The 16,806-nt window shown below is 54.1% G+C and carries 16 protein-coding genes and 1 riboswitch; of the genes, 8 read left to right on the plus strand and 8 right to left on the minus strand.

All coding sequences use genetic code 11. The features are described from left to right. Positions 1–85 precede the first annotated feature (85 nt). Positions 86–751 (plus strand): 7-cyano-7-deazaguanine/7-aminomethyl-7-deazaguanine transporter, encoded by a 666-nt coding sequence (locus OGV71_RS06005; protein ID WP_003023401.1) that lies wholly within the window; start codon positions 86–88, stop codon positions 749–751. 72 nt (positions 752–823) lie between these two features. Next, the gene (locus OGV71_RS06010; protein WP_003837816.1) at positions 824–1,381 is read left to right on the plus strand and encodes a DcrB family lipoprotein; all 558 of its coding nucleotides are present in this window, start codon (positions 824–826) and stop codon (positions 1,379–1,381) included. A 3-nt stretch (positions 1,382–1,384) separates the two neighbouring features. Here OGV71_RS06010 and OGV71_RS06015 read toward each other — a convergent pair whose 3' ends face one another. After that, positions 1,385–2,602, minus strand: a complete 1,218-nt coding sequence (locus OGV71_RS06015) for an MFS transporter (protein ID WP_204583204.1) — start codon at positions 2,600–2,602, stop codon at positions 1,385–1,387. A gap of 281 nt (positions 2,603–2,883) precedes the next feature. Between OGV71_RS06015 and OGV71_RS06020 the strand changes: the two genes are divergently transcribed. The 3 genes from OGV71_RS06020 (at position 2,884) to nikR (ending at position 5,025) form a co-directional block, all read left to right on the plus strand. After that, positions 2,884–3,933: an AI-2E family transporter gene (locus OGV71_RS06020; RefSeq protein WP_204583203.1), complete on the plus strand. Its 1,050-nt coding sequence runs from the start codon at positions 2,884–2,886 to the stop codon at positions 3,931–3,933. A 62-nt stretch (positions 3,934–3,995) separates the two neighbouring features. Then, complete coding sequence (gene acpT, locus OGV71_RS06025; protein WP_286532848.1) at positions 3,996–4,574, plus strand: 4'-phosphopantetheinyl transferase AcpT; 579 nt, start codon at positions 3,996–3,998, stop codon at positions 4,572–4,574. 49 nt (positions 4,575–4,623) lie between these two features. Continuing rightward, on the plus strand, positions 4,624–5,025 hold the full coding sequence (nikR, locus tag OGV71_RS06030) for a nickel-responsive transcriptional regulator NikR (RefSeq protein ID WP_003023387.1): 402 nt from the start codon (positions 4,624–4,626) through the stop codon (positions 5,023–5,025). Positions 5,026–5,137: 112 nt separating this feature from the next. Here nikR and OGV71_RS06035 read toward each other — a convergent pair whose 3' ends face one another. The 5 genes from OGV71_RS06035 to OGV71_RS06055 form a co-directional block, all read right to left on the minus strand. Then, positions 5,138–5,497: a type II toxin-antitoxin system HicB family antitoxin gene (locus OGV71_RS06035; protein WP_003837808.1), complete on the minus strand. Its 360-nt coding sequence runs from the start codon at positions 5,495–5,497 to the stop codon at positions 5,138–5,140. Next, complete coding sequence (locus OGV71_RS06040; protein WP_003837806.1) at positions 5,494–5,769, minus strand: type II toxin-antitoxin system HicA family toxin; 276 nt, start codon at positions 5,767–5,769, stop codon at positions 5,494–5,496. The genes OGV71_RS06035 and OGV71_RS06040 overlap by 4 nt, the downstream gene beginning before the upstream one ends. 77 nt (positions 5,770–5,846) lie before the next feature. Further along, on the minus strand, positions 5,847–6,971 hold the full coding sequence (locus OGV71_RS06045) for an ABC transporter permease (RefSeq protein ID WP_048213609.1): 1,125 nt from the start codon (positions 6,969–6,971) through the stop codon (positions 5,847–5,849). Then, positions 6,971–9,718 carry a ribosome-associated ATPase/putative transporter RbbA gene (gene rbbA, locus OGV71_RS06050; protein WP_204583202.1) on the minus strand — a complete coding sequence of 916 codons (2,748 nt, stop codon included), beginning with the start codon at positions 9,716–9,718 and terminating at the stop codon, positions 6,971–6,973. Before rbbA ends, OGV71_RS06045 begins: the two co-directional genes overlap by 1 nt. Further along, the gene (locus OGV71_RS06055) at positions 9,715–10,782 is read right to left on the minus strand and encodes an HlyD family secretion protein (RefSeq protein ID WP_003023381.1); all 1,068 of its coding nucleotides are present in this window, start codon (positions 10,780–10,782) and stop codon (positions 9,715–9,717) included. The genes rbbA and OGV71_RS06055 overlap by 4 nt, the downstream gene beginning before the upstream one ends. A 401-nt stretch (positions 10,783–11,183) precedes the next feature. Continuing rightward, a riboswitch (M-box (ykoK) riboswitch) is annotated at positions 11,184–11,367 on the plus strand. Between the two features lie 55 nt (positions 11,368–11,422). Between OGV71_RS06055 and OGV71_RS06060 the strand changes: the two genes are divergently transcribed. Further along, a complete protein-coding gene (locus OGV71_RS06060; protein ID WP_003837796.1) occupies positions 11,423–12,436 on the plus strand; it encodes a magnesium transporter in 1,014 nt (337 codons plus the stop codon). A 38-nt stretch (positions 12,437–12,474) separates the two neighbouring features. Here the strand turns inward: OGV71_RS06060 and OGV71_RS06065 are convergent, their stop codons facing one another. After that, positions 12,475–13,668 carry a BaiN/RdsA family NAD(P)/FAD-dependent oxidoreductase gene (locus OGV71_RS06065; RefSeq protein ID WP_057101814.1) on the minus strand — a complete coding sequence of 398 codons (1,194 nt, stop codon included), beginning with the start codon at positions 13,666–13,668 and terminating at the stop codon, positions 12,475–12,477. A gap of 229 nt (positions 13,669–13,897) precedes the next feature. On the opposite strand from OGV71_RS06065, the gene pitA reads away from it, so the two are divergent. Next, complete coding sequence (gene pitA, locus OGV71_RS06070; RefSeq protein WP_061547455.1) at positions 13,898–15,397, plus strand: inorganic phosphate transporter PitA; 1,500 nt, start codon at positions 13,898–13,900, stop codon at positions 15,395–15,397. Between the two features lie 64 nt (positions 15,398–15,461). Here the strand turns inward: pitA and uspB are convergent, their stop codons facing one another. Then, entirely contained in the window at positions 15,462–15,797 is a 336-nt protein-coding gene (gene uspB / locus OGV71_RS06075; protein WP_003023371.1) for a universal stress protein UspB, read from the minus strand. Between the two features lie 392 nt (positions 15,798–16,189). Here uspB and uspA point away from each other — a divergent pair, with 392 nt between their 5' ends. Then, the gene (gene uspA / locus OGV71_RS06080; protein WP_003023368.1) at positions 16,190–16,627 is read left to right on the plus strand and encodes a universal stress protein UspA; all 438 of its coding nucleotides are present in this window, start codon (positions 16,190–16,192) and stop codon (positions 16,625–16,627) included. The last annotated feature ends 179 nt before the right edge of the window (positions 16,628–16,806 follow it).

Consider the following 16,806-nt stretch of genomic DNA (forward strand, 5'->3'; position numbering starts at 1 on the left):
AACCATTGCAATGTGCTCTTAAAGCAGTATCATGCGACGGTTTTTTATTGGGTTCCCTCACCCCATCCAACAAAAAGGTCACAATATGACTCCGTTTACACAAACTCAGCGCCTAAAAGCGTTGTTCTGGCTATCGCTATTTCATCTGCTGGTGATCACCTCCAGCAACTATCTGGTGCAGCTTCCAATCTCCATTTTTGGTTTCCATACCACATGGGGCGCGTTTAGCTTTCCGTTTATTTTCCTCGCGACCGACCTGACCGTGCGTATTTTTGGCGCGCCGCTGGCTCGACGTATCATCTTTGCGGTGATGATCCCCGCGTTGCTGATCTCCTATGTCGTTTCGTCCCTGTTTTATATGGGATCGTGGCAGGGATTTGGCGCACTGCTGCACTTTAACCTGTTTGTTGCCCGTATCGCCGCCGCCAGCTTTATGGCTTACGCGCTGGGACAAATTCTGGATGTGCATGTCTTTAACCGCCTGCGCCAGAACCGTCGTTGGTGGCTGGCACCGACAGCGTCCACGCTATTTGGCAATATCAGCGATACGTTGGCCTTCTTCTTTATCGCTTTCTGGCGTAGCCCGGATGCCTTCATGGCCGAGCACTGGATGGAAATCGCGCTGGTCGATTACTGTTTCAAGGTGCTGATCAGCATTATTTTCTTCCTGCCGATGTACGGCGTGCTGCTGAATATGTTGCTGAAAAGGCTGGCAGATAAATCCGAAATCGCTGCATTGCAGACGAGTTAAAGGTTCATTTTCCGAGTTGTGATAAGATGGACGAATGAGCCGTTATGGCCGTTTATCGAAAGGAAGAAGTCAATGCGCAATCTGGTTAAATATGTCGGTATTGGCCTGCTGGTTATGGGGCTTGCAGCCTGTGATAATAGCGATACAAAAGCGCCAGCCGAGGGTGCTGCCGCAGAAAGTAGCGCCAGCGGACAACCGGTCAGCCTGCTGGACGGCAAACTCAGTTTTTCCCTGCCAGCGGATATGACCGATCAGAGCGGCAAGCTGGGCACCCAGGCGAACAATATGCACGTCTATTCTGACGCAACCGGCCAGAAAGCGGTGATTGTGATTGTTGGCGACAACACCAACGAAGACCTGGCTGTGCTGGCAAAACGTCTGGAAGATCAGCAGCGTAGCCGCGACCCACAGCTGCAGGTCGTCACCAATAAATCTATTGAGCTGAAAGGCCACACGTTGCAGCAGTTAGACAGCATCATCTCAGCCAAAGGCCAGACCGCTTACTCTTCCGTAGTGCTGGGTAAAGTGGACAATCAACTGCTGACCCTGCAAATCACGCTGCCTGCTGACGATCAGCAAAAAGCGCAGACTACCGCAGAAAACATCATTAACACGCTGGTTATCCAGTAACGGTTAAGACGATGACGCGGCCTCCGGTGACACCACCTGAGGCCGTTTTTTTAACCGCCAGGTCAGCAATAACGCCACCGCCACCAGCCCTGCCGCCGCCAGATAGATAACCGGCACGCCCGCCCACGTCATTACCAACCCAGCCAGCGGCCCGGTAACCCCCAACGATAAATCCATAAACACCGTATAGGTCGCCAGCGCAGCGCCCTGATTTTGCTGCGGGACGGCTTTTACCGCTACCACGCCCAGCGCCGGGAAAACCAGTGAGAACCCAGCCCCAGCCAGCAGAACGCCGATTTTCGCCATCCACGGCATGGAAGCCATCCCGACCAGCAGCAGCCCGACAATCTCGACGCTAAAGCAAATCATCGCCACATTCAGCCCGCCTAAACGGTTGATACCATTTGGGAACAACAGTCGAGTGCCGACAAATGTGCAGCTAAAAAGCGTCAGCGCGAAAGCTGCGCCGTCCCAGCCTTTGGCATCATAAAACAGGGTAATAAACGTGGCGATCACCCCAAATCCAGCGGAGGCCAGGGCCAGCGCCATACCGTACAACCAGACGCGCCCGAGCACCGCGCGAAACGGCAACGGTTTGCCTTTGCTGGCCTTCACCGCAGGACGAGGGAGCGCCAGCAGTATCGCCACCAGCGCCACGCCCATCACGGTCAGCGCCAGCCCCTGTAAGCCCCCCCAGGCATAAAACAGAACGCCCAGCGGCGCACCTATCGCCATCGCGCCATAGGTCACGATGCCATTCCAGGAAATCACCCGTCCGATGTGCATTGAGCCAACCACCCCCACGCCCCACAGCGTAGAGCCAGTTCCGGCAAAGCTCTGCCCAATCCCGAGAATCACCCGCCCCAGACACAGCAGCAGCAGACTAGCCAACGGCCAGCCGTTCGTTGATCCTGCCAGCAAATAGCCCAGACCACTTAAAAAGCAGCCACACAGCCCGAATACCACAATCTTCTTTGGCCCCAGCAGATCGGCATAGCGACCGGCATGCGGACGGCTCAGCAGCGTAGCGAAATATTGCAGGCTGATAACCAACCCAGCCCAGAAGGCGCTGAACCCCATCACATCGTGGACGTAGCCCGGCAATACCGCGAGCGGCAGGCCGATGGTCAGATAGCTGGCGAAGTTGAACATCACCACAGAGACAATGCGCAGGTTAAGGCGTAAACCGTTCAGCGTCGGTTCAGCGACGGGTTCGGGCATGGAGGGTCACCACGTTTTCACAACAGTGTTTCATTTCTACCATGTTGCAGACTATAAATCAGCAGCCAGTTTAGGAATATCAGTCACAAGCCAGCCGCTACACTTAGAGCCAACCCCATTAGGGCTATTTTGCTTGCCATTTCGAACCTGGGCAGTGCTCAGAATCCTCACGTACTGCGTGTACGCTCCGGTTCTTCCGCGCTGACCGTGTTCAAACTGTCTGCGCCAATAACGCCTACTGGGATGAGCTCTTAATGCAAAAACGCAAACAGGAAGAAAATATGACAACCGCTCAGCCCGATAAAACGGGTTTGCACATTTTACTCAAACTGGCTGCTTTGGTGGTGATCCTCGCCGGTGTTCATGCCGCGGCGGATATCATTGTGCAACTGCTGCTGGCCCTCTTTTTTGCCATTGTATTGAATCCGCTGGTCGCCTGGTTTATTCGCCGGGGAGTACGTCGCCCGGTTGCCATTACGCTCGTAGTGGTGGTGATGCTGTTCGTCCTCACGGCACTGATCGGCGTCCTCGCGTCTTCGATTACGGAATTCATGGCCATGCTACCCAAATACAACAAGGAGCTGACACGTAAGGTCCTGCATTTACAAGAGATGGTTCCCTTTTTAAATCTGCATATGTCCCCGGAGCGCATGCTACAACGCATGGACTCCGACAAAATAATGACCTTCACCACCACGCTGATGACAAGTCTTTCCGGCGCCATGGCCAGCGTCGTTCTGCTGGTGATGACGGTCGTCTTTATGCTGTTTGAGGTACGTCATGTTCCTTATAAGCTGCGCTTTTCGCTGAACAACCCACAAATCCATATTGCGGGGCTGCATCGGGCGCTCAAGGGCGTATCTCACTATCTGGCACTGAAAACGTTGCTCAGCTTATGGACCGGTGCCATCATCTGGCTGGGTCTGGCACTGATGGGGATTCAGTTTGCTCTGATGTGGGGCGTGCTGGCCTTCCTGCTAAACTACGTGCCCAACATTGGCTCGGTCATTTCCGCCGTCCCGCCCATGATCCAGGCGCTGCTGTTCAACGGCATTTACGAATGCGTACTGGTTGGTGCGCTGTTCCTGGTGGTGCATATGGTTATTGGCAATATCCTCGAACCCCGCATGATGGGGCATCGGCTGGGATTATCGACGCTTATCGTCTTCCTCTCTTTGCTGGTATGGGGATGGCTGCTCGGCCCGGTAGGCATGCTGCTCTCTGTGCCGCTAACCAGCGTGTGTAAAATCTGGATGGAAACGACCACCGGCGGCAGCAAACTGGCAATTTTGCTGGGACCCGGCAGGCCCAAAAGCCGATTACCGGGATAAACTTGCAAACAGCATATGAAGAGTGGTACACAACCCCATTATTACTAAAGGTTAGCCCTGATATGTACCGGATCGTTCTTGGGAAAGTTTCTGTTTTAAGCACTGACGCGCTGCCCGACGCACTGAGTGAACAGGCTCCACAAGGAGCCCACCGTGCGCGCTGGATTGCAGGCCGGGTGCTGCTTTCCCATGTTCTTTCGCCATTACCGGACATTATCTACGGTGAGCAAGGAAAACCCGCCTTTTCTGCCGACACGCCGCTGTGGTTCAATCTCAGCCATAGCGGCGATGACATCGTCCTGCTGCTCAGCGACGAAGGGGAAGTCGGCTGCGATATTGAAGTCGTTCGCCCGCGCGATAACTGGCAAACGCTGGCAAATACGGTATTCAGTCTTGGGGAACACGCTGAAGTTGAAGCCGAACACCCGGAGCAACAGCTGGCGGCGTTCTGGCGCATCTGGACGCGTAAAGAAGCTATCGTGAAACAGCGCGGCGGCAGTGCCTGGCAAATCGTCAGCGTCGACAGTACCGCGCTGACCTCCTCACTCTCCGTCAGCCAGTGCCAGATCGATACCCTGAGCCTGGCGGTGTGCACCCCCACGCCGTTTACCCTGACCGCCGACGCCGTACAGCGTCTGTAATGCCCTCATTCCCGTGCGCCACCGCGCCATATCGTAAGGTTGAAATCGGATGCAACGTATCACCATTACCCTCGATGATGATTTACTGGAAACGCTCGACGGCCTGAGTCAGCGCCGTGGCTACAACAACCGTTCCGAAGCGATCCGCGATATTCTGCGCGGCGCACTGGCGCAGGAAACCACTCAGGAACACGGCACTCAGGGCTTCGCGGTGCTCTCGTATGTTTATGAGCATGAGAAGCGTGACCTGGCGAGCCGCATTGTTTCTACCCAACACCACCACCACGATTTATCGGTCGCCACGCTGCACGTGCACATCAACCATGACGACTGCCTGGAAATCGCCGTGCTTAAAGGCGACATGGGCGATGTGCAGCATTTTGCCGATGACGTGATTTCCCAGCGCGGCGTGCGCCACGGTCATTTGCAGTGCCTGCCAAAAGAAGAGTAATTGCCTGTTTCGTTGCCGGATGGCGGCTACGCCTTATCCGGCCTACTCCGTTACCGTCTGTAGGCCAGGCAAGCGAAGCGCCCCTGGCAATAATGAGCAAACCAACTAGCAACTATGCCTGTTTGAGACTTTTGCTGAGCGTTTCGATGATCCATGTATTGACTGATACCTGTTCTTCCGCTGCCGCAAAACTTAAACGTTCTCCGAAAGACTCTGGATAGCGCAGAGTAAACGTCTTCAGCTTTTCCGGGTTTGCGTAAGGTTCTATCCCTGCGGCAGAGCAATCATCAAGATACTCTCGTAAGGAGATCTCCCCCTCTTTTTGCAGCCCCTGAATGCTGTCAGAGACAAAATCACAATAGCCTGACAATCCCAGGAACTTACCGCGAAACGCATTAAGCTCAGGGACATAATTAATCACCGCAGGTTGACCGGCGATTTCCATTGAGTTTGGCGTTTTGGGTTTGATCATGGTTTTACCCCTATACTTGTTAACCAGTCACGTACGTTTTCGACCGCGCCTTTATCTGTATCCGGAGAAGGATGTGGTCTATGAAAACTCGCAATGCTCTTATTTAAAAGAAATTTACATCGCGAGCCTCGTCCTTCTTTGATTTCGCCACCTAACGCCTTGATCAGTGACTCAATTTCCGACCACTTGATTCCCTGCGGCGTCGGTGCTTTAAAAAGCTGATCCAGCGTGTTCTTTTGCTTTTTGCGTAAAGACAACACTTTTTCCTTCATCGCATGTCCTTATGACTTCATCCTTTGAAGTCATATTATAACAGCATACAATGCAGTCAAGATATGAAGCCAACCAATTACGCCATCGTGCCAATCGTCTTTCTAAAGCGCAGCAGCGCTATCAGGAAGAACGCGCTGCCAATCGCCAACAGCGTCAGGAACTGCGGCCAGACGATGCCAAACCCTGCGCCGCGGTAAAGTATCGCCTGCGCGAGGCTGACAAAATGGGTAGTTGGCATAGTCAGCATTATGTCCTGCACCGCCTGCGGCATGCTTTCACGCGGTGTAGAACCACCAGAGAGCATCTGTAGCGGCAGCAGTACCAGAATCATCAGTAACCCCAGTTGCGGCATAGAGCGCGCCAGCGTGCCCATAAAAATACCGATCGAGGTGGTGGCGAACAGGCTCAGCGCCACGCCCAGCATAAACAGCGGTATCGAACCTTCAATCGGTACGCCGAGCACGCCTTTTACCATCAGCATCAGCGATAAACCGGAAACCACCAGCACCACCAGACCCATCGACCAGATTTTTGCCATCATGATCTCAAACGGCGTCACCGGCATCACCAGCAGATGCTCAATGGTCCCGTGCTCGCGCTCGCGAATTAGCGCCGACCCGGTAAGCACGATCGCCAGCATGGTGATGTTGTTGATAATCGCCATCACCGCGCCAAAGCGGGCAGGCTCCAGATTAGGGTTAAAGCGCATACGCATTTCCAACGCCACCGGCGGCTCACTATTGTCACGGTAACGCGCCACAAAGCTGTTCACCTCGCCGCTGATGATATTCTGGATATAGCTGTTGCCGGTAAAGGCCTGGCTCATCCGCGTGGCATCGACGTTAACCTGAATATCCGGCTGCCGCCCGGCCAGCACATCACGCTGAAAATCAGGTGGAATGTTCACGGCGAAGGTGTAGCGCCCGGCGTCCAGTCCGGCATCCATCTCATCAGCGGTGATCATCTCCGGCGGTAAAAACCATGGGCGATAAAAGCTGTTCACAATCCGGTTCGACAACTGCGACTGGTCCATATCGGCAATAGCAATCGGCGCCAGATGCAGCGAACCCGGCAGGACGGTCGCGGAAGAATAAACCGAAATCGTGAAGGCAAAGACGATCAGCGTCAGCATCGCTTTGTCACCCAGCAGGCTGCGCAACTCTTTGATGCCGAGGTTATAAATATTGCGTAATCGGCGCATCACCCCTCCTGTTTTTTCAGCAGTAATACGCTCAGACCAATCACCACCGGAATGGCTACCATCAGCGGAATAAACAGCTGCCAGAGTTCGGTCAGATCCAACGCTTTAGAGAACGTCCCACGCGCGATGGTCAGAAAATGGCTGGTCGGGTAAATTTCACCAATCCAGCGTCCAGGCCCTTCGAGCGAGGCGACCGGATCGATCATCCCAGAAAACTGCGTCGCCGGGATCAGCGTAATAATCGCCGTACCAAAAATGGCCGCGATCTGGCTTTTCATAAACGTGGAAATTAACAGACCCAGCCCGGTGGCAATGGTGACGTACAACAGCGCGGCCAGCGTCAGGGTTAAAAAACTCCCCTTATGCGGCACGCCGAACACAAACACCGACAGCGCGCACAGCAGCAGGAAGTTCAGCATCCCCAGCACGATGTACGGCAACTGTTTGCCGAGTAAAAACTCGCTGCGGGTCGTGGGCGTAACGTACAGGTTGATAATCGACCCCAGCTCTTTCTCACGCACTACGCTGAGGGCGCTGAGCATCGAGGGGATCATCATCAGCAGCAGCGGGATCACCGCCGGAACAATCGCCGGCAGACTCTTTACATCCGGGTTGTAACGATAGCGAGTTTCAATGGTCATCAGCCCGTTTTGCCCACTGGAATTGGGTTGACGCGCCATCACATCCTGCAGCCAGGTCTGATGCATCGCCTGTACGTAGCCTCTGACCGTTTCAGCGCGGCTCGGCATTGCGCCATCGACCCAGACGCCAATCTTCACCGGCGTGCCACGCGCGATATCGCGGCCAAAGTTTGGCGGGATCTCTATTGCTACCGCCACTTCGCCCGAACGCATCCGTTTGTCCAGCTCGTCATAACTGGTGAGCGGCGGCTGTTCGATAAAATAGCGCGATCCCGCCAGATTCAGCGTCCACGCCTGGCTGCTGACGGTCTGATCACGATCGAGCACCGAAAAACGCAGGTTCTCCACATCCATGCTGATGCCGTAGCCCATGATCAGCATCAGGATCACTGTGCCCATCAGCGCCAGCGTTGAACGTACCGGATCGCGTCGTAGTTCCAGCGCTTCACGGCGGCTGTAGCTGAACAACCGCTGCAGGCTAAAGCCCTGCCGCGGCGGCTGACTATTTTCATGCGCTATCGGAACATTGGCTGGCGGTAACTGAGCTTCCGGTGCCGGGCCTGCCGCTTCCTGTAACCAGGAGATAAACGCCTCTTCCAGACTGGCGGCGCCACGCTGTTTCACCAGTTCCTGCGGCGTGCCGCTGGCCAGTACTTTTCCGGCGTGCATCAGCGACATCCGGTCGCAGCGCTCCGCTTCGTTCATAAAGTGGGTGGAGATAAAAATGGTCACTTTGTCCTGCCGCGACAGATCGACCATCAGTTGCCAGAACATGTCCCTCGCCACCGGATCGACCCCGGAGGTCGGCTCATCAAGAATGAGCATTTCCGGGCGATGGATCACCGCCACCGCCAGCGACAGACGTTGACGGATCCCCAACGGCAGCGCGCCGGGCAACGCGTCTTCGACATCGGTCAGCGAAAAGCGCTCGCTCATCTCTTGTACCCGCCCGGGGATTTCTGCTTCGGGGATATGGAACAACCGCGCATGTAGTTCGAGGTTTTGCCGGACAGTTAGCTCGCTGTAGAGCGAAAACGCCTGCGACATATAGCCCACCCGGCGGCGGGTATCGATATTCTTCGGGTCAACCGCTTGCCCAAACAACCACGCCTCACCTTCGCTTGCGGGTAGCAGACCGGTGAGCATCTTCATGGTGGTGGATTTACCGCAGCCATTGGAGCCGAGAAAACCGAAGATTTCCCCGCGCGGAATACGAAAGTTAACGTGGTCAACGGCGACAAACTTACCGAAGCGCATAGTCAGGTCTTTCGCCTCGATGGCAATCTCTTCCTGCTCAGCGTGATACGGCGGGATCACCACCGGCTTATGCGCCTGGCGCTGGGCTTCAGGTAGCAGCGCGATAAACGCCTGCTCCAGCGTGTTGCTGTTGGTTTGTTCGCGTAACTGCTGGGCGCTCCCGGTGGCTAACACCTCCCCGGCGTTCATCGCTACCAGCCAGTCAAAGCGCTCGGCTTCTTCCATGTAAGCGGTCGCAACCAGCACGCTCATGTTGGTCTGCCGCTGGCGAATGCTGTTAATTAGATCCCAGAACTGGGCACGGGACAGCGGATCGACACCGGTGGTGGGTTCATCGAGAATTAACAGTTCCGGGTCGTGGATTAACGCGCAGCACAATCCCAGTTTTTGCTTCATCCCGCCCGAGAGTTTCCCGGCGGGACGGTCGCGAAACGGTGCCAGGCCGGTGCTGTTCAGCAGCTCGGTAATCCGCGCTTCGCGTTCCGCTTTATCATGACCAAACAGCCGGGCAAAGAAATCGACGTTCTCATACACCGACAGCGTATGGTACAGGTTTTTCCCTAACCCCTGCGGCATCCAGGCAATGCGCGGGCAGACATCCCGTCGATGTTTTGGGTCGCGCATATCGCCGCCCAGCACCATCACGTTGCCGTGTTCAATGACCCGCGCGCCGGAGATGAGCGACAGCAGACTCGATTTTCCGACGCCATCCGGGCCAATAAGCCCCACCATACAGCGGGCAGGGATATCCAGCGTGATGTTGTTCAGCGCGACCGTTTTCCCGTAATGCTGACTCACGCCGTCAAGGTTCGCCACGGGAGGAACGGGAACCAGCGCCAGATGCGTCATTGCGGCAACCTCACCACCAGGTCGTCAGGCCAGGGGCGATTTTCATCAACACGCACCCACGCCATGCCCGGCAGACCGGTTTTCACGTACTCCAGATGCTGCTGCAACAGCTCTGGCGGGATACGCGCTTTAACGCGGAACATTAGCTTCAGCCGTTCATCACTGGTTTCGACCGTTTTCGGTGTGAACTGCGCGACACTAGCCACAAAGCTAATGGTCGCCGGAATACGCAGATCCGGCGCGGCGTCCAGCACCAGGCGAGCTTCACCGCCAATCTTCAATAAACCAGCCTGTTCGGTAGGTAAGAAGAACGTCATGTAGACATCGCTGAGATCGACCATGTTCAGTACGCGACCGCCCGCGGAAAGCACCTCGCCCGGTTCGGCGACACGGTACTGCACGCGACCATCGCGCGGGGCTTTCAGCTCGCTGTCATCAATATCAGCGGCAATACGACGTTCGGTGGCCTGCGCGGCTTCTACGCGGGTTTGCGCCTGAATGATGCTGGTACGGGCGGCTTCAATTGCGGCTTTTGCCGCAGAGACCTGCGCCTTGGCGGATTCCAGTGCCGCGCGAGCACTTTCAGCCGCGGCCCTGTCGTCATCCAGCTGTTGCTCGGATACAGCCCCACGCAGGGATAGAGAACGGGAGCGAACGTGACGTTTAGAGACCGACTGCAGTTCCGCCTCGCGCTGTTTTACCACCGACTGCGCGGCGCGCATTTCACTTTGCCGCTGTTCCAGCAGCGCTCGTGCCGCAGCCACCGCGCTTTCGGCTTCTTTGATTTGCGCGACAGCTTCCAGCCGCTGCTCCTGCAGCACGCGGGTATCCATTTTCGCCAGCACCTCGCCCTGACGAACGAACTGCCCTTCCGATACGAGGATTGTGTCAATTCGTCCGGCAATCTTGGTGGCAATATCCACTTCGGTAGCTTCTATTCTGCCGTTGCTGGCCGCGAAACCTTCCGGAATCCCCGCAGGACGCAACATCCACCATGCTATTGCAGCAACCACCACCACAATACCCGCGCCCCACCACACCAGATGACGCTTAATCTTTTCCATATCCGACCCGCCGTAATCCCTGTTATCAAACGATGCGTGTCACAAAGCCCACTGAACAGCTATTCAGCAGGAGATTCCATCCGGGATGAGAAGGAATGAGAAATAATGGCCAGAGTGCGGACAGGCGTTATAGCAACGCACACCGCGAAGGAAGTGAGTGACGAAAATGCTGCGAAATCGGGTAGTAATGTTGTCATCATCAGCGTTCCTGGCCGGAAATGAAACACGCATACTCATAACTGCTGTCTATTGAATACTAACACCTGGATTCAATATGTCTATTCGGTTGTCGTTTCCAGTTCAGCCCTGGCACAAGAAATATTTCGTATATCAACGATTGATAAACAATCGCAACTATAAACATAATCAATGATTAGGCATCCTTATAATAGCGGCTCATTTACCGATCTCGTTATGGCGAGGCTCCTGTACAAATACAAGTTATCGCCCTGCTGGTATCGAGAGAGACCACTCAGGGAAATACAGGCATCCATCGAATCAAGGTGTTGCCAAGGTAACTTCTGACGATTTCACCATCGGGCAGATACGTTGTTCAGTGCTAAAACCAGGACGTAGGGATCTGCCTGCGCTAACCCTGTCTTGTTCGCCCCTATGAGAGATTTTTATAGGGAATTACACCATGTCATCTATGCCACTCTGCGCCGCTCATCATCCTATGCCGGATTTCAACGGCGACGCTATCGCCCAATATATGCGCACCGATTTTATTACTCTGCCGGACCATCTCAGCGTGAACGGCGCTCGCGAGTACTTTGTCTCCCAACTCACAACGGATGACATCCCAGGCCAGGTCTTTGTTGTGGCCGGAAAAGCGCTGCGCGGGGTGTTATCCATCAAGCGCTTATTGCAGGAAAAAGATACGTCGCTGAACATCAACCATCTTACGGACAGCTGTTTATTTCATGTAAAGCCTGATGATGAACGGGCGCAGGTCGTTGCCGAGTTAGCCGAACGCGAAGTCGATCTGGTTGCTGTCGTTGAGAGAGGTGAGCTGGTCGGTTGTCTGATGGAAAAAGAGATCGCTCATCTACAGGAAGATGATGTTACTGAAGACGTTCAGCTTCAGGGCGCCACGCTACCGCTGGAAAAACCCTATCTGGAAATTAGTCCGTGGACATTGTGGAAAAAACGTTCGGTCTGGCTCCTGCTGCTGTTTGTCGCAGAAGCCTATACCAGCAGCGTGCTTCAGCATTTTGAAGAGGCGCTGGAATCCGCAATTGCCCTGGCCTTTTTTATTCCGCTATTAATTGGTACTGGCGGCAACAGCGGTACGCAGATCACTTCGACGCTGGTACGTTCAATGGCGCTGGGAGAAGTGCGGCTGCGCGATATGGGCCGGGTGATCCGCAAAGAAGTTTCAACTTCGCTGCTGATCGCTCTGACGCTGGGCCTGGCAGGGTGCTTACGCGCGTGGATGATGGGCATCGGCATGGAAATCACGCTGATCGTCAGCCTGACGCTGGTTTGCATTACGCTGTGGAGCGCCGTGGTGTCATCAGTGATCCCCATGGTGCTCAAGCGTATCGGCATTGATCCCGCCGTGGTTTCGGCCCCGTTTATCGCCACGCTTATCGACGGTACCGGGTTAATTATCTACTTTAAAATCGCCCAGCACTTTCTTGGTCTGAACTAATGATAACGCCCGGCAGCTCAGGTTGTCGGGCGTCACAGTCAGGCTGGCGCTAAATCTTGCGCACACGCCCAGGCACTCGACCATGCCCACTGGAAGTTATAGCCTCCCAACCAGCCGGTAACGTCCATCACTTCGCCGATAAAATAGAGTCCCGGCACTTTACGTGCTTCCATCGTGCGCGATGAAAGCTCATTGGTATCAACGCCGCCCAGCGTGACTTCAGCGGTACGATACCCTTCCGTACCGTTCGGCTGCACCCGCCAATCGGTCAGCGTCTCAACCAGCGTTTGTTGATCGCGCACGTTAAGCTGTTTCAGCGAGACGTCCGGGATTTGCCCTAACTGCTGTAAACATTCCACCAGACGTTTTGGCAACTGCATAGCAAGCGTATTCTTTAAGCTCTGATTAGGGTGGGCGCTGCGTTGGTCATCGAGGAAGCTCGCAAGGTCAACATCCGGCAACAAATTAATGCTGACAAATTCGCCTGGCTGCCAAAAACTGGAAATCTGCAGTACGGCCGGACCAGAAAGCCCGCGGTGTGTAAAGAGCAGATTTTCACGAAAGACGGTGCCGTCCTCGGCGGTGATAACAGAGGAGACCGACACGCCAGAGAGCACCTGAAGCTGCTCCAGCAGTGGCTTATGCAACGTAAAGGGCACCAGCCCTGCGCGCGTTGGCAATACGTTCAGACCGAACTGTTCGGCAATTTTATAACCAAACGGCGTTGCCCCCAGACCCGGCATAGAGAGACCACCGGAGGCAATAACCAGCTTTTTCGTGCCCACGGTCATCCCGTTCAATTCGAGAATGAAATCATCACCCTCTCGCTCGACGCTCAGGACTTCGCTACGTAACCGCATAGTTACGTTACCTTTTTCACACTCGGCCACCAGCATATCGACAATTTGTTGGGCGGAATCATCGCAGAACAGCTGACCCAACGTTTTTTCGTGCCAGGCAATACCGTGTTTGCCCACCAGGTCGATAAAATCCCACTGCGTGTAACGCGCCAGCGCCGATTTGCAAAAATGGGGGTTTTGGCTCAAATAGGCGGCAGGCTCGACATAAAGATTGGTAAAGTTGCAGCGTCCCCCGCCAGACATGAGAATCTTACGCCCTGGCTTTTTACCATTATCAATCAGCAGTACGCGACTACCTGCTTGTCCTGCCTGCGCGGCACAAAACATACCCGCTGCGCCAGCGCCTATAATAACGGTATCAAACCTTTCCACGTTGCGATCCTCTCTAAAAAGCGGGTGTGAATTGTAAAGATTCCTCAGTGGTCGCACCAGCACCAAACTACCGATAAAGGGTATTTATCTGAAATATATAGGATAATTCTTTAGTGGTGTAAAACAAAGCAGGAGACAAATCAAAAAAACTCTATATTTCACTTTGCCCGCGCCGCCAAAGTCACTGATAATGCGCCGCGTTCATGTCCTCAAAATGGCGTAACGTCCTATGCTACATTTGTTTGCTGGCCTGGATTTACATACCGGGCTTTTACTATTGCTTGCTCTGGCTTTTGTGCTGTTCTACGAAGCGATTAACGGCTTTCATGATACAGCCAATGCTGTCGCAACCGTGATCTATACCCGTGCAATGCGTTCGCAATTGGCGGTGGTCATGGCTGCGGTGTTCAACTTCTTTGGTGTTTTGCTGGGCGGTCTCAGCGTGGCGTATGCCATCGTGCATATGCTGCCAACGGATCTGCTGCTCAATATGGGATCGTCACATGGCCTCGCCATGGTGTTCTCCATGCTGCTGGCGGCAATTATCTGGAACCTGGGTACCTGGTACTTTGGTTTGCCTGCATCCAGCTCCCACACGCTGATTGGCGCCATTATCGGTATTGGTTTAACCAATGCGCTGATGACCGGCACTTCTGTGGTAGATGCACTTAACATTCCGAAAGTAATGGGTATTTTTGCCTCGCTTATCATCTCGCCGATTGTCGGCCTGGTGGTTGCAGGTGGTCTTATTTTCATTCTGCGTCGCTACTGGAGCGGTACGAAAAAACGTGCCCGTATCCACCTGACGCCAGCAGAACGTGAAAAGAAAGATGGCAAGAAAAAGCCGCCGTTCTGGACGCGTATTGCCCTAATCCTCTCCGCTATCGGCGTGGCGTTCTCTCATGGCGCTAACGACGGGCAGAAAGGCATTGGTCTGGTGATGCTGGTGCTGATTGGCGTAGCGCCTGCGGGCTTCGTGGTGAATATGAATGCTTCCGGTTACGAGATTACCCGTACCCGTGATGCCATCAATAACGTCGAAGTCTTCTTCCAGCAGCGTCCTGACCTGCTTAAACAGGCCACAGGCGTAGACCAGTTGATTCCGTCCCCGACGGACGCGGCTCCAGCGACGACGACAGAGTTCCATTGCCACCCGGCGAATACCATCAACGCGCTGGAACGTGCGAAAGGTATGCTGGCGAACCTGGAAACCTACGACAAGTTAAGCGTCGAACAGCGTGGTCAGCTGCGCCGTATTATGCTGTGCATTTCTGATACCACGGATAAAGTGGTTAAGCTGCCTGGCGTAAGCACTGACGATCAGCGTCTGCTGAAAAAACTGAAAGCTGACATGCTGAGCACCATTGAGTATGCGCCTATCTGGATCATTATGGCCGTCGCACTGGCGCTGGGCATTGGTACCATGATCGGCTGGCGTCGCGTAGCCACCACCATTGGTGAGAAAATCGGTAAGAAAGGCATGACCTATGCCCAGGGGATGTCGGCACAGATGACTGCCGCAGTCTCTATCGGTCTCGCCAGTTACACCGGTATGCCCGTTTCCACCACCCACGTTCTCTCTTCTTCCGTTGCGGGGACGATGGTTGTTGATGGCGGCGGTTTACAGCGTAAAACAGTGACCAGCATTCTGATGGCCTGGGTCTTCACCCTGCCAGCCGCAATTCTTCTTTCCGGCGGGCTTTACTGGCTCTCTCTGAAGCTTATCTAAGCGAATGCACGGTAAAAAAGCGGGTCAGTTTTCTGACCCGCTTTTTTTGTATCTGTCGTTGGCATCAGTGCCAGATAATCAGCGCAACCATGCTGATTAGCACCAGGCCACATAGCGCGCTGGTGAGGATGAACTGACCGCGAACCCGCTCACAGCGGCGAATAAACTCATCATCATGATGATCGCGGTAACGCTGAGCGTAGATATACCACACCAGACGCATCTGCTTGTTCGGTTGCCCATGCGAGGTAAAAAAGCCCCCACCATCTACATACTGGTAAAGCAATGGATCGCAACCACGAAGTACCACTAACAGTGCGCGTAACGAAGAAAAATAGCGCGCCATATTAACAATGCAAACGACACATAAAGCCCAGAACAATGCAATGGTGCTTATCATACCTCCTCCCCGGCGACCCGCCCACGGAACTCCTTTCCGGGACTACCGCTCCCCGATACCCTGCCAAACCATTCAGTGAAGAGTACAGCCGAACCGTTCGTATTAGTATCACGCATCCGAACGCCTCTCTAGATAGTGTAGGAGATTAGTTAATTTTTTTGCCAGAAGGTTAATCGCTATCAATGCAATTAACTAAAAAATTTGTTTAACTGCTTGGCAAGCAAGGCGGATTGACGGATTATCCTGGTCGCTATAATGTAAGGATAGTCCTTATATGGTACGTTTTTACGACTGGGCTAGCCCCGCGCGCAAGGTTCGCAGGATGCGGATGACGCGGCGGCAGGTAAACGCCAGCAGGCTAGTCATCGACAACTTATGGAAGGAGTAACACTATGGCTTATAAACACATTCTTATCGCGGTTGATCTTTCTCCGGAAAGCAAAGTTCTGGTTGAAAAAGCGGTCTCTATGGCGCGGCCTTACAATGCTAAAGTCTCCCTTATCCACGTTGACGTAAACTATTCCGACCTGTACACCGGGCTTATCGACGTGAATCTGGGCGACATGCAGAAACGCATTTCTGAAGAAACCCACCACGCGCTAACCGAGCTTTCCACCAACGCAGGCTACCCTATCACCGAAACCCTGAGCGGTAGCGGCGACCTGGGTCAGGTTCTGGTTGATGCCATCAAAAAATACGACATGGATCTGGTCGTTTGTGGTCATCACCAGGATTTCTGGAGCAAGCTAATGTCCTCCGCGCGCCAACTGATCAACACTGTCCACGTCGACATGTTGATTGTTCCGCTGCGTGACGACGAAGAAGCATAAAACGCTGGCCGTCGGGAGATTACCCGACGCGCTACAAGTCGTTAAGCCTGTAAACGCCCGCCTTTGCGGGCGTTTTTGTTTTTATCATTCAGACACAATTAGTACATCAATCCAACAAATAAATCATAATTAGTGTGATCAACTAATTGGATCGAAAACCATCTCTATAATACTCTACT

Source organism: Citrobacter sp. Cf088, from assembly GCF_030334295.1.
Lineage (GTDB): Bacteria > Pseudomonadota > Gammaproteobacteria > Enterobacterales > Enterobacteriaceae > Citrobacter > Citrobacter freundii.

What these genes read in the sequence shown, in the direction of transcription:
- OGV71_RS06010 (WP_003837816.1), top strand. Translation starts at nt 824, where the DNA reads ATGCGCAATCTGGTTAAATATGTCGGTATTGGCCTGCTGGTTATGGGG.
- uspB (WP_003023371.1), bottom strand. Translation starts at nt 15,797, where the DNA reads ATGATAAGCACCATTGCATTGTTCTGGGCTTTATGTGTCGTTTGCATT.
- OGV71_RS06055 (WP_003023381.1), bottom strand. Translation starts at nt 10,782, where the DNA reads ATGGAAAAGATTAAGCGTCATCTGGTGTGGTGGGGCGCGGGTATTGTG.
- OGV71_RS06020 (WP_204583203.1), top strand. Translation starts at nt 2,884, where the DNA reads ATGACAACCGCTCAGCCCGATAAAACGGGTTTGCACATTTTACTCAAA.
- OGV71_RS06005 (WP_003023401.1), top strand. Translation starts at nt 86, where the DNA reads ATGACTCCGTTTACACAAACTCAGCGCCTAAAAGCGTTGTTCTGGCTA.
- OGV71_RS06015 (WP_204583204.1), bottom strand. Translation starts at nt 2,602, where the DNA reads ATGCCCGAACCCGTCGCTGAACCGACGCTGAACGGTTTACGCCTTAAC.
- uspA (WP_003023368.1), top strand. Translation starts at nt 16,190, where the DNA reads ATGGCTTATAAACACATTCTTATCGCGGTTGATCTTTCTCCGGAAAGC.
- OGV71_RS06035 (WP_003837808.1), bottom strand. Translation starts at nt 5,497, where the DNA reads ATGATCAAACCCAAAACGCCAAACTCAATGGAAATCGCCGGTCAACCT.
- acpT (WP_286532848.1), top strand. Translation starts at nt 3,996, where the DNA reads ATGTACCGGATCGTTCTTGGGAAAGTTTCTGTTTTAAGCACTGACGCG.
- OGV71_RS06060 (WP_003837796.1), top strand. Translation starts at nt 11,423, where the DNA reads ATGTCATCTATGCCACTCTGCGCCGCTCATCATCCTATGCCGGATTTC.
- rbbA (WP_204583202.1), bottom strand. Translation starts at nt 9,718, where the DNA reads ATGACGCATCTGGCGCTGGTTCCCGTTCCTCCCGTGGCGAACCTTGAC.
- OGV71_RS06045 (WP_048213609.1), bottom strand. Translation starts at nt 6,971, where the DNA reads ATGCGCCGATTACGCAATATTTATAACCTCGGCATCAAAGAGTTGCGC.
- OGV71_RS06040 (WP_003837806.1), bottom strand. Translation starts at nt 5,769, where the DNA reads ATGAAGGAAAAAGTGTTGTCTTTACGCAAAAAGCAAAAGAACACGCTG.
- nikR (WP_003023387.1), top strand. Translation starts at nt 4,624, where the DNA reads ATGCAACGTATCACCATTACCCTCGATGATGATTTACTGGAAACGCTC.
- pitA (WP_061547455.1), top strand. Translation starts at nt 13,898, where the DNA reads ATGCTACATTTGTTTGCTGGCCTGGATTTACATACCGGGCTTTTACTA.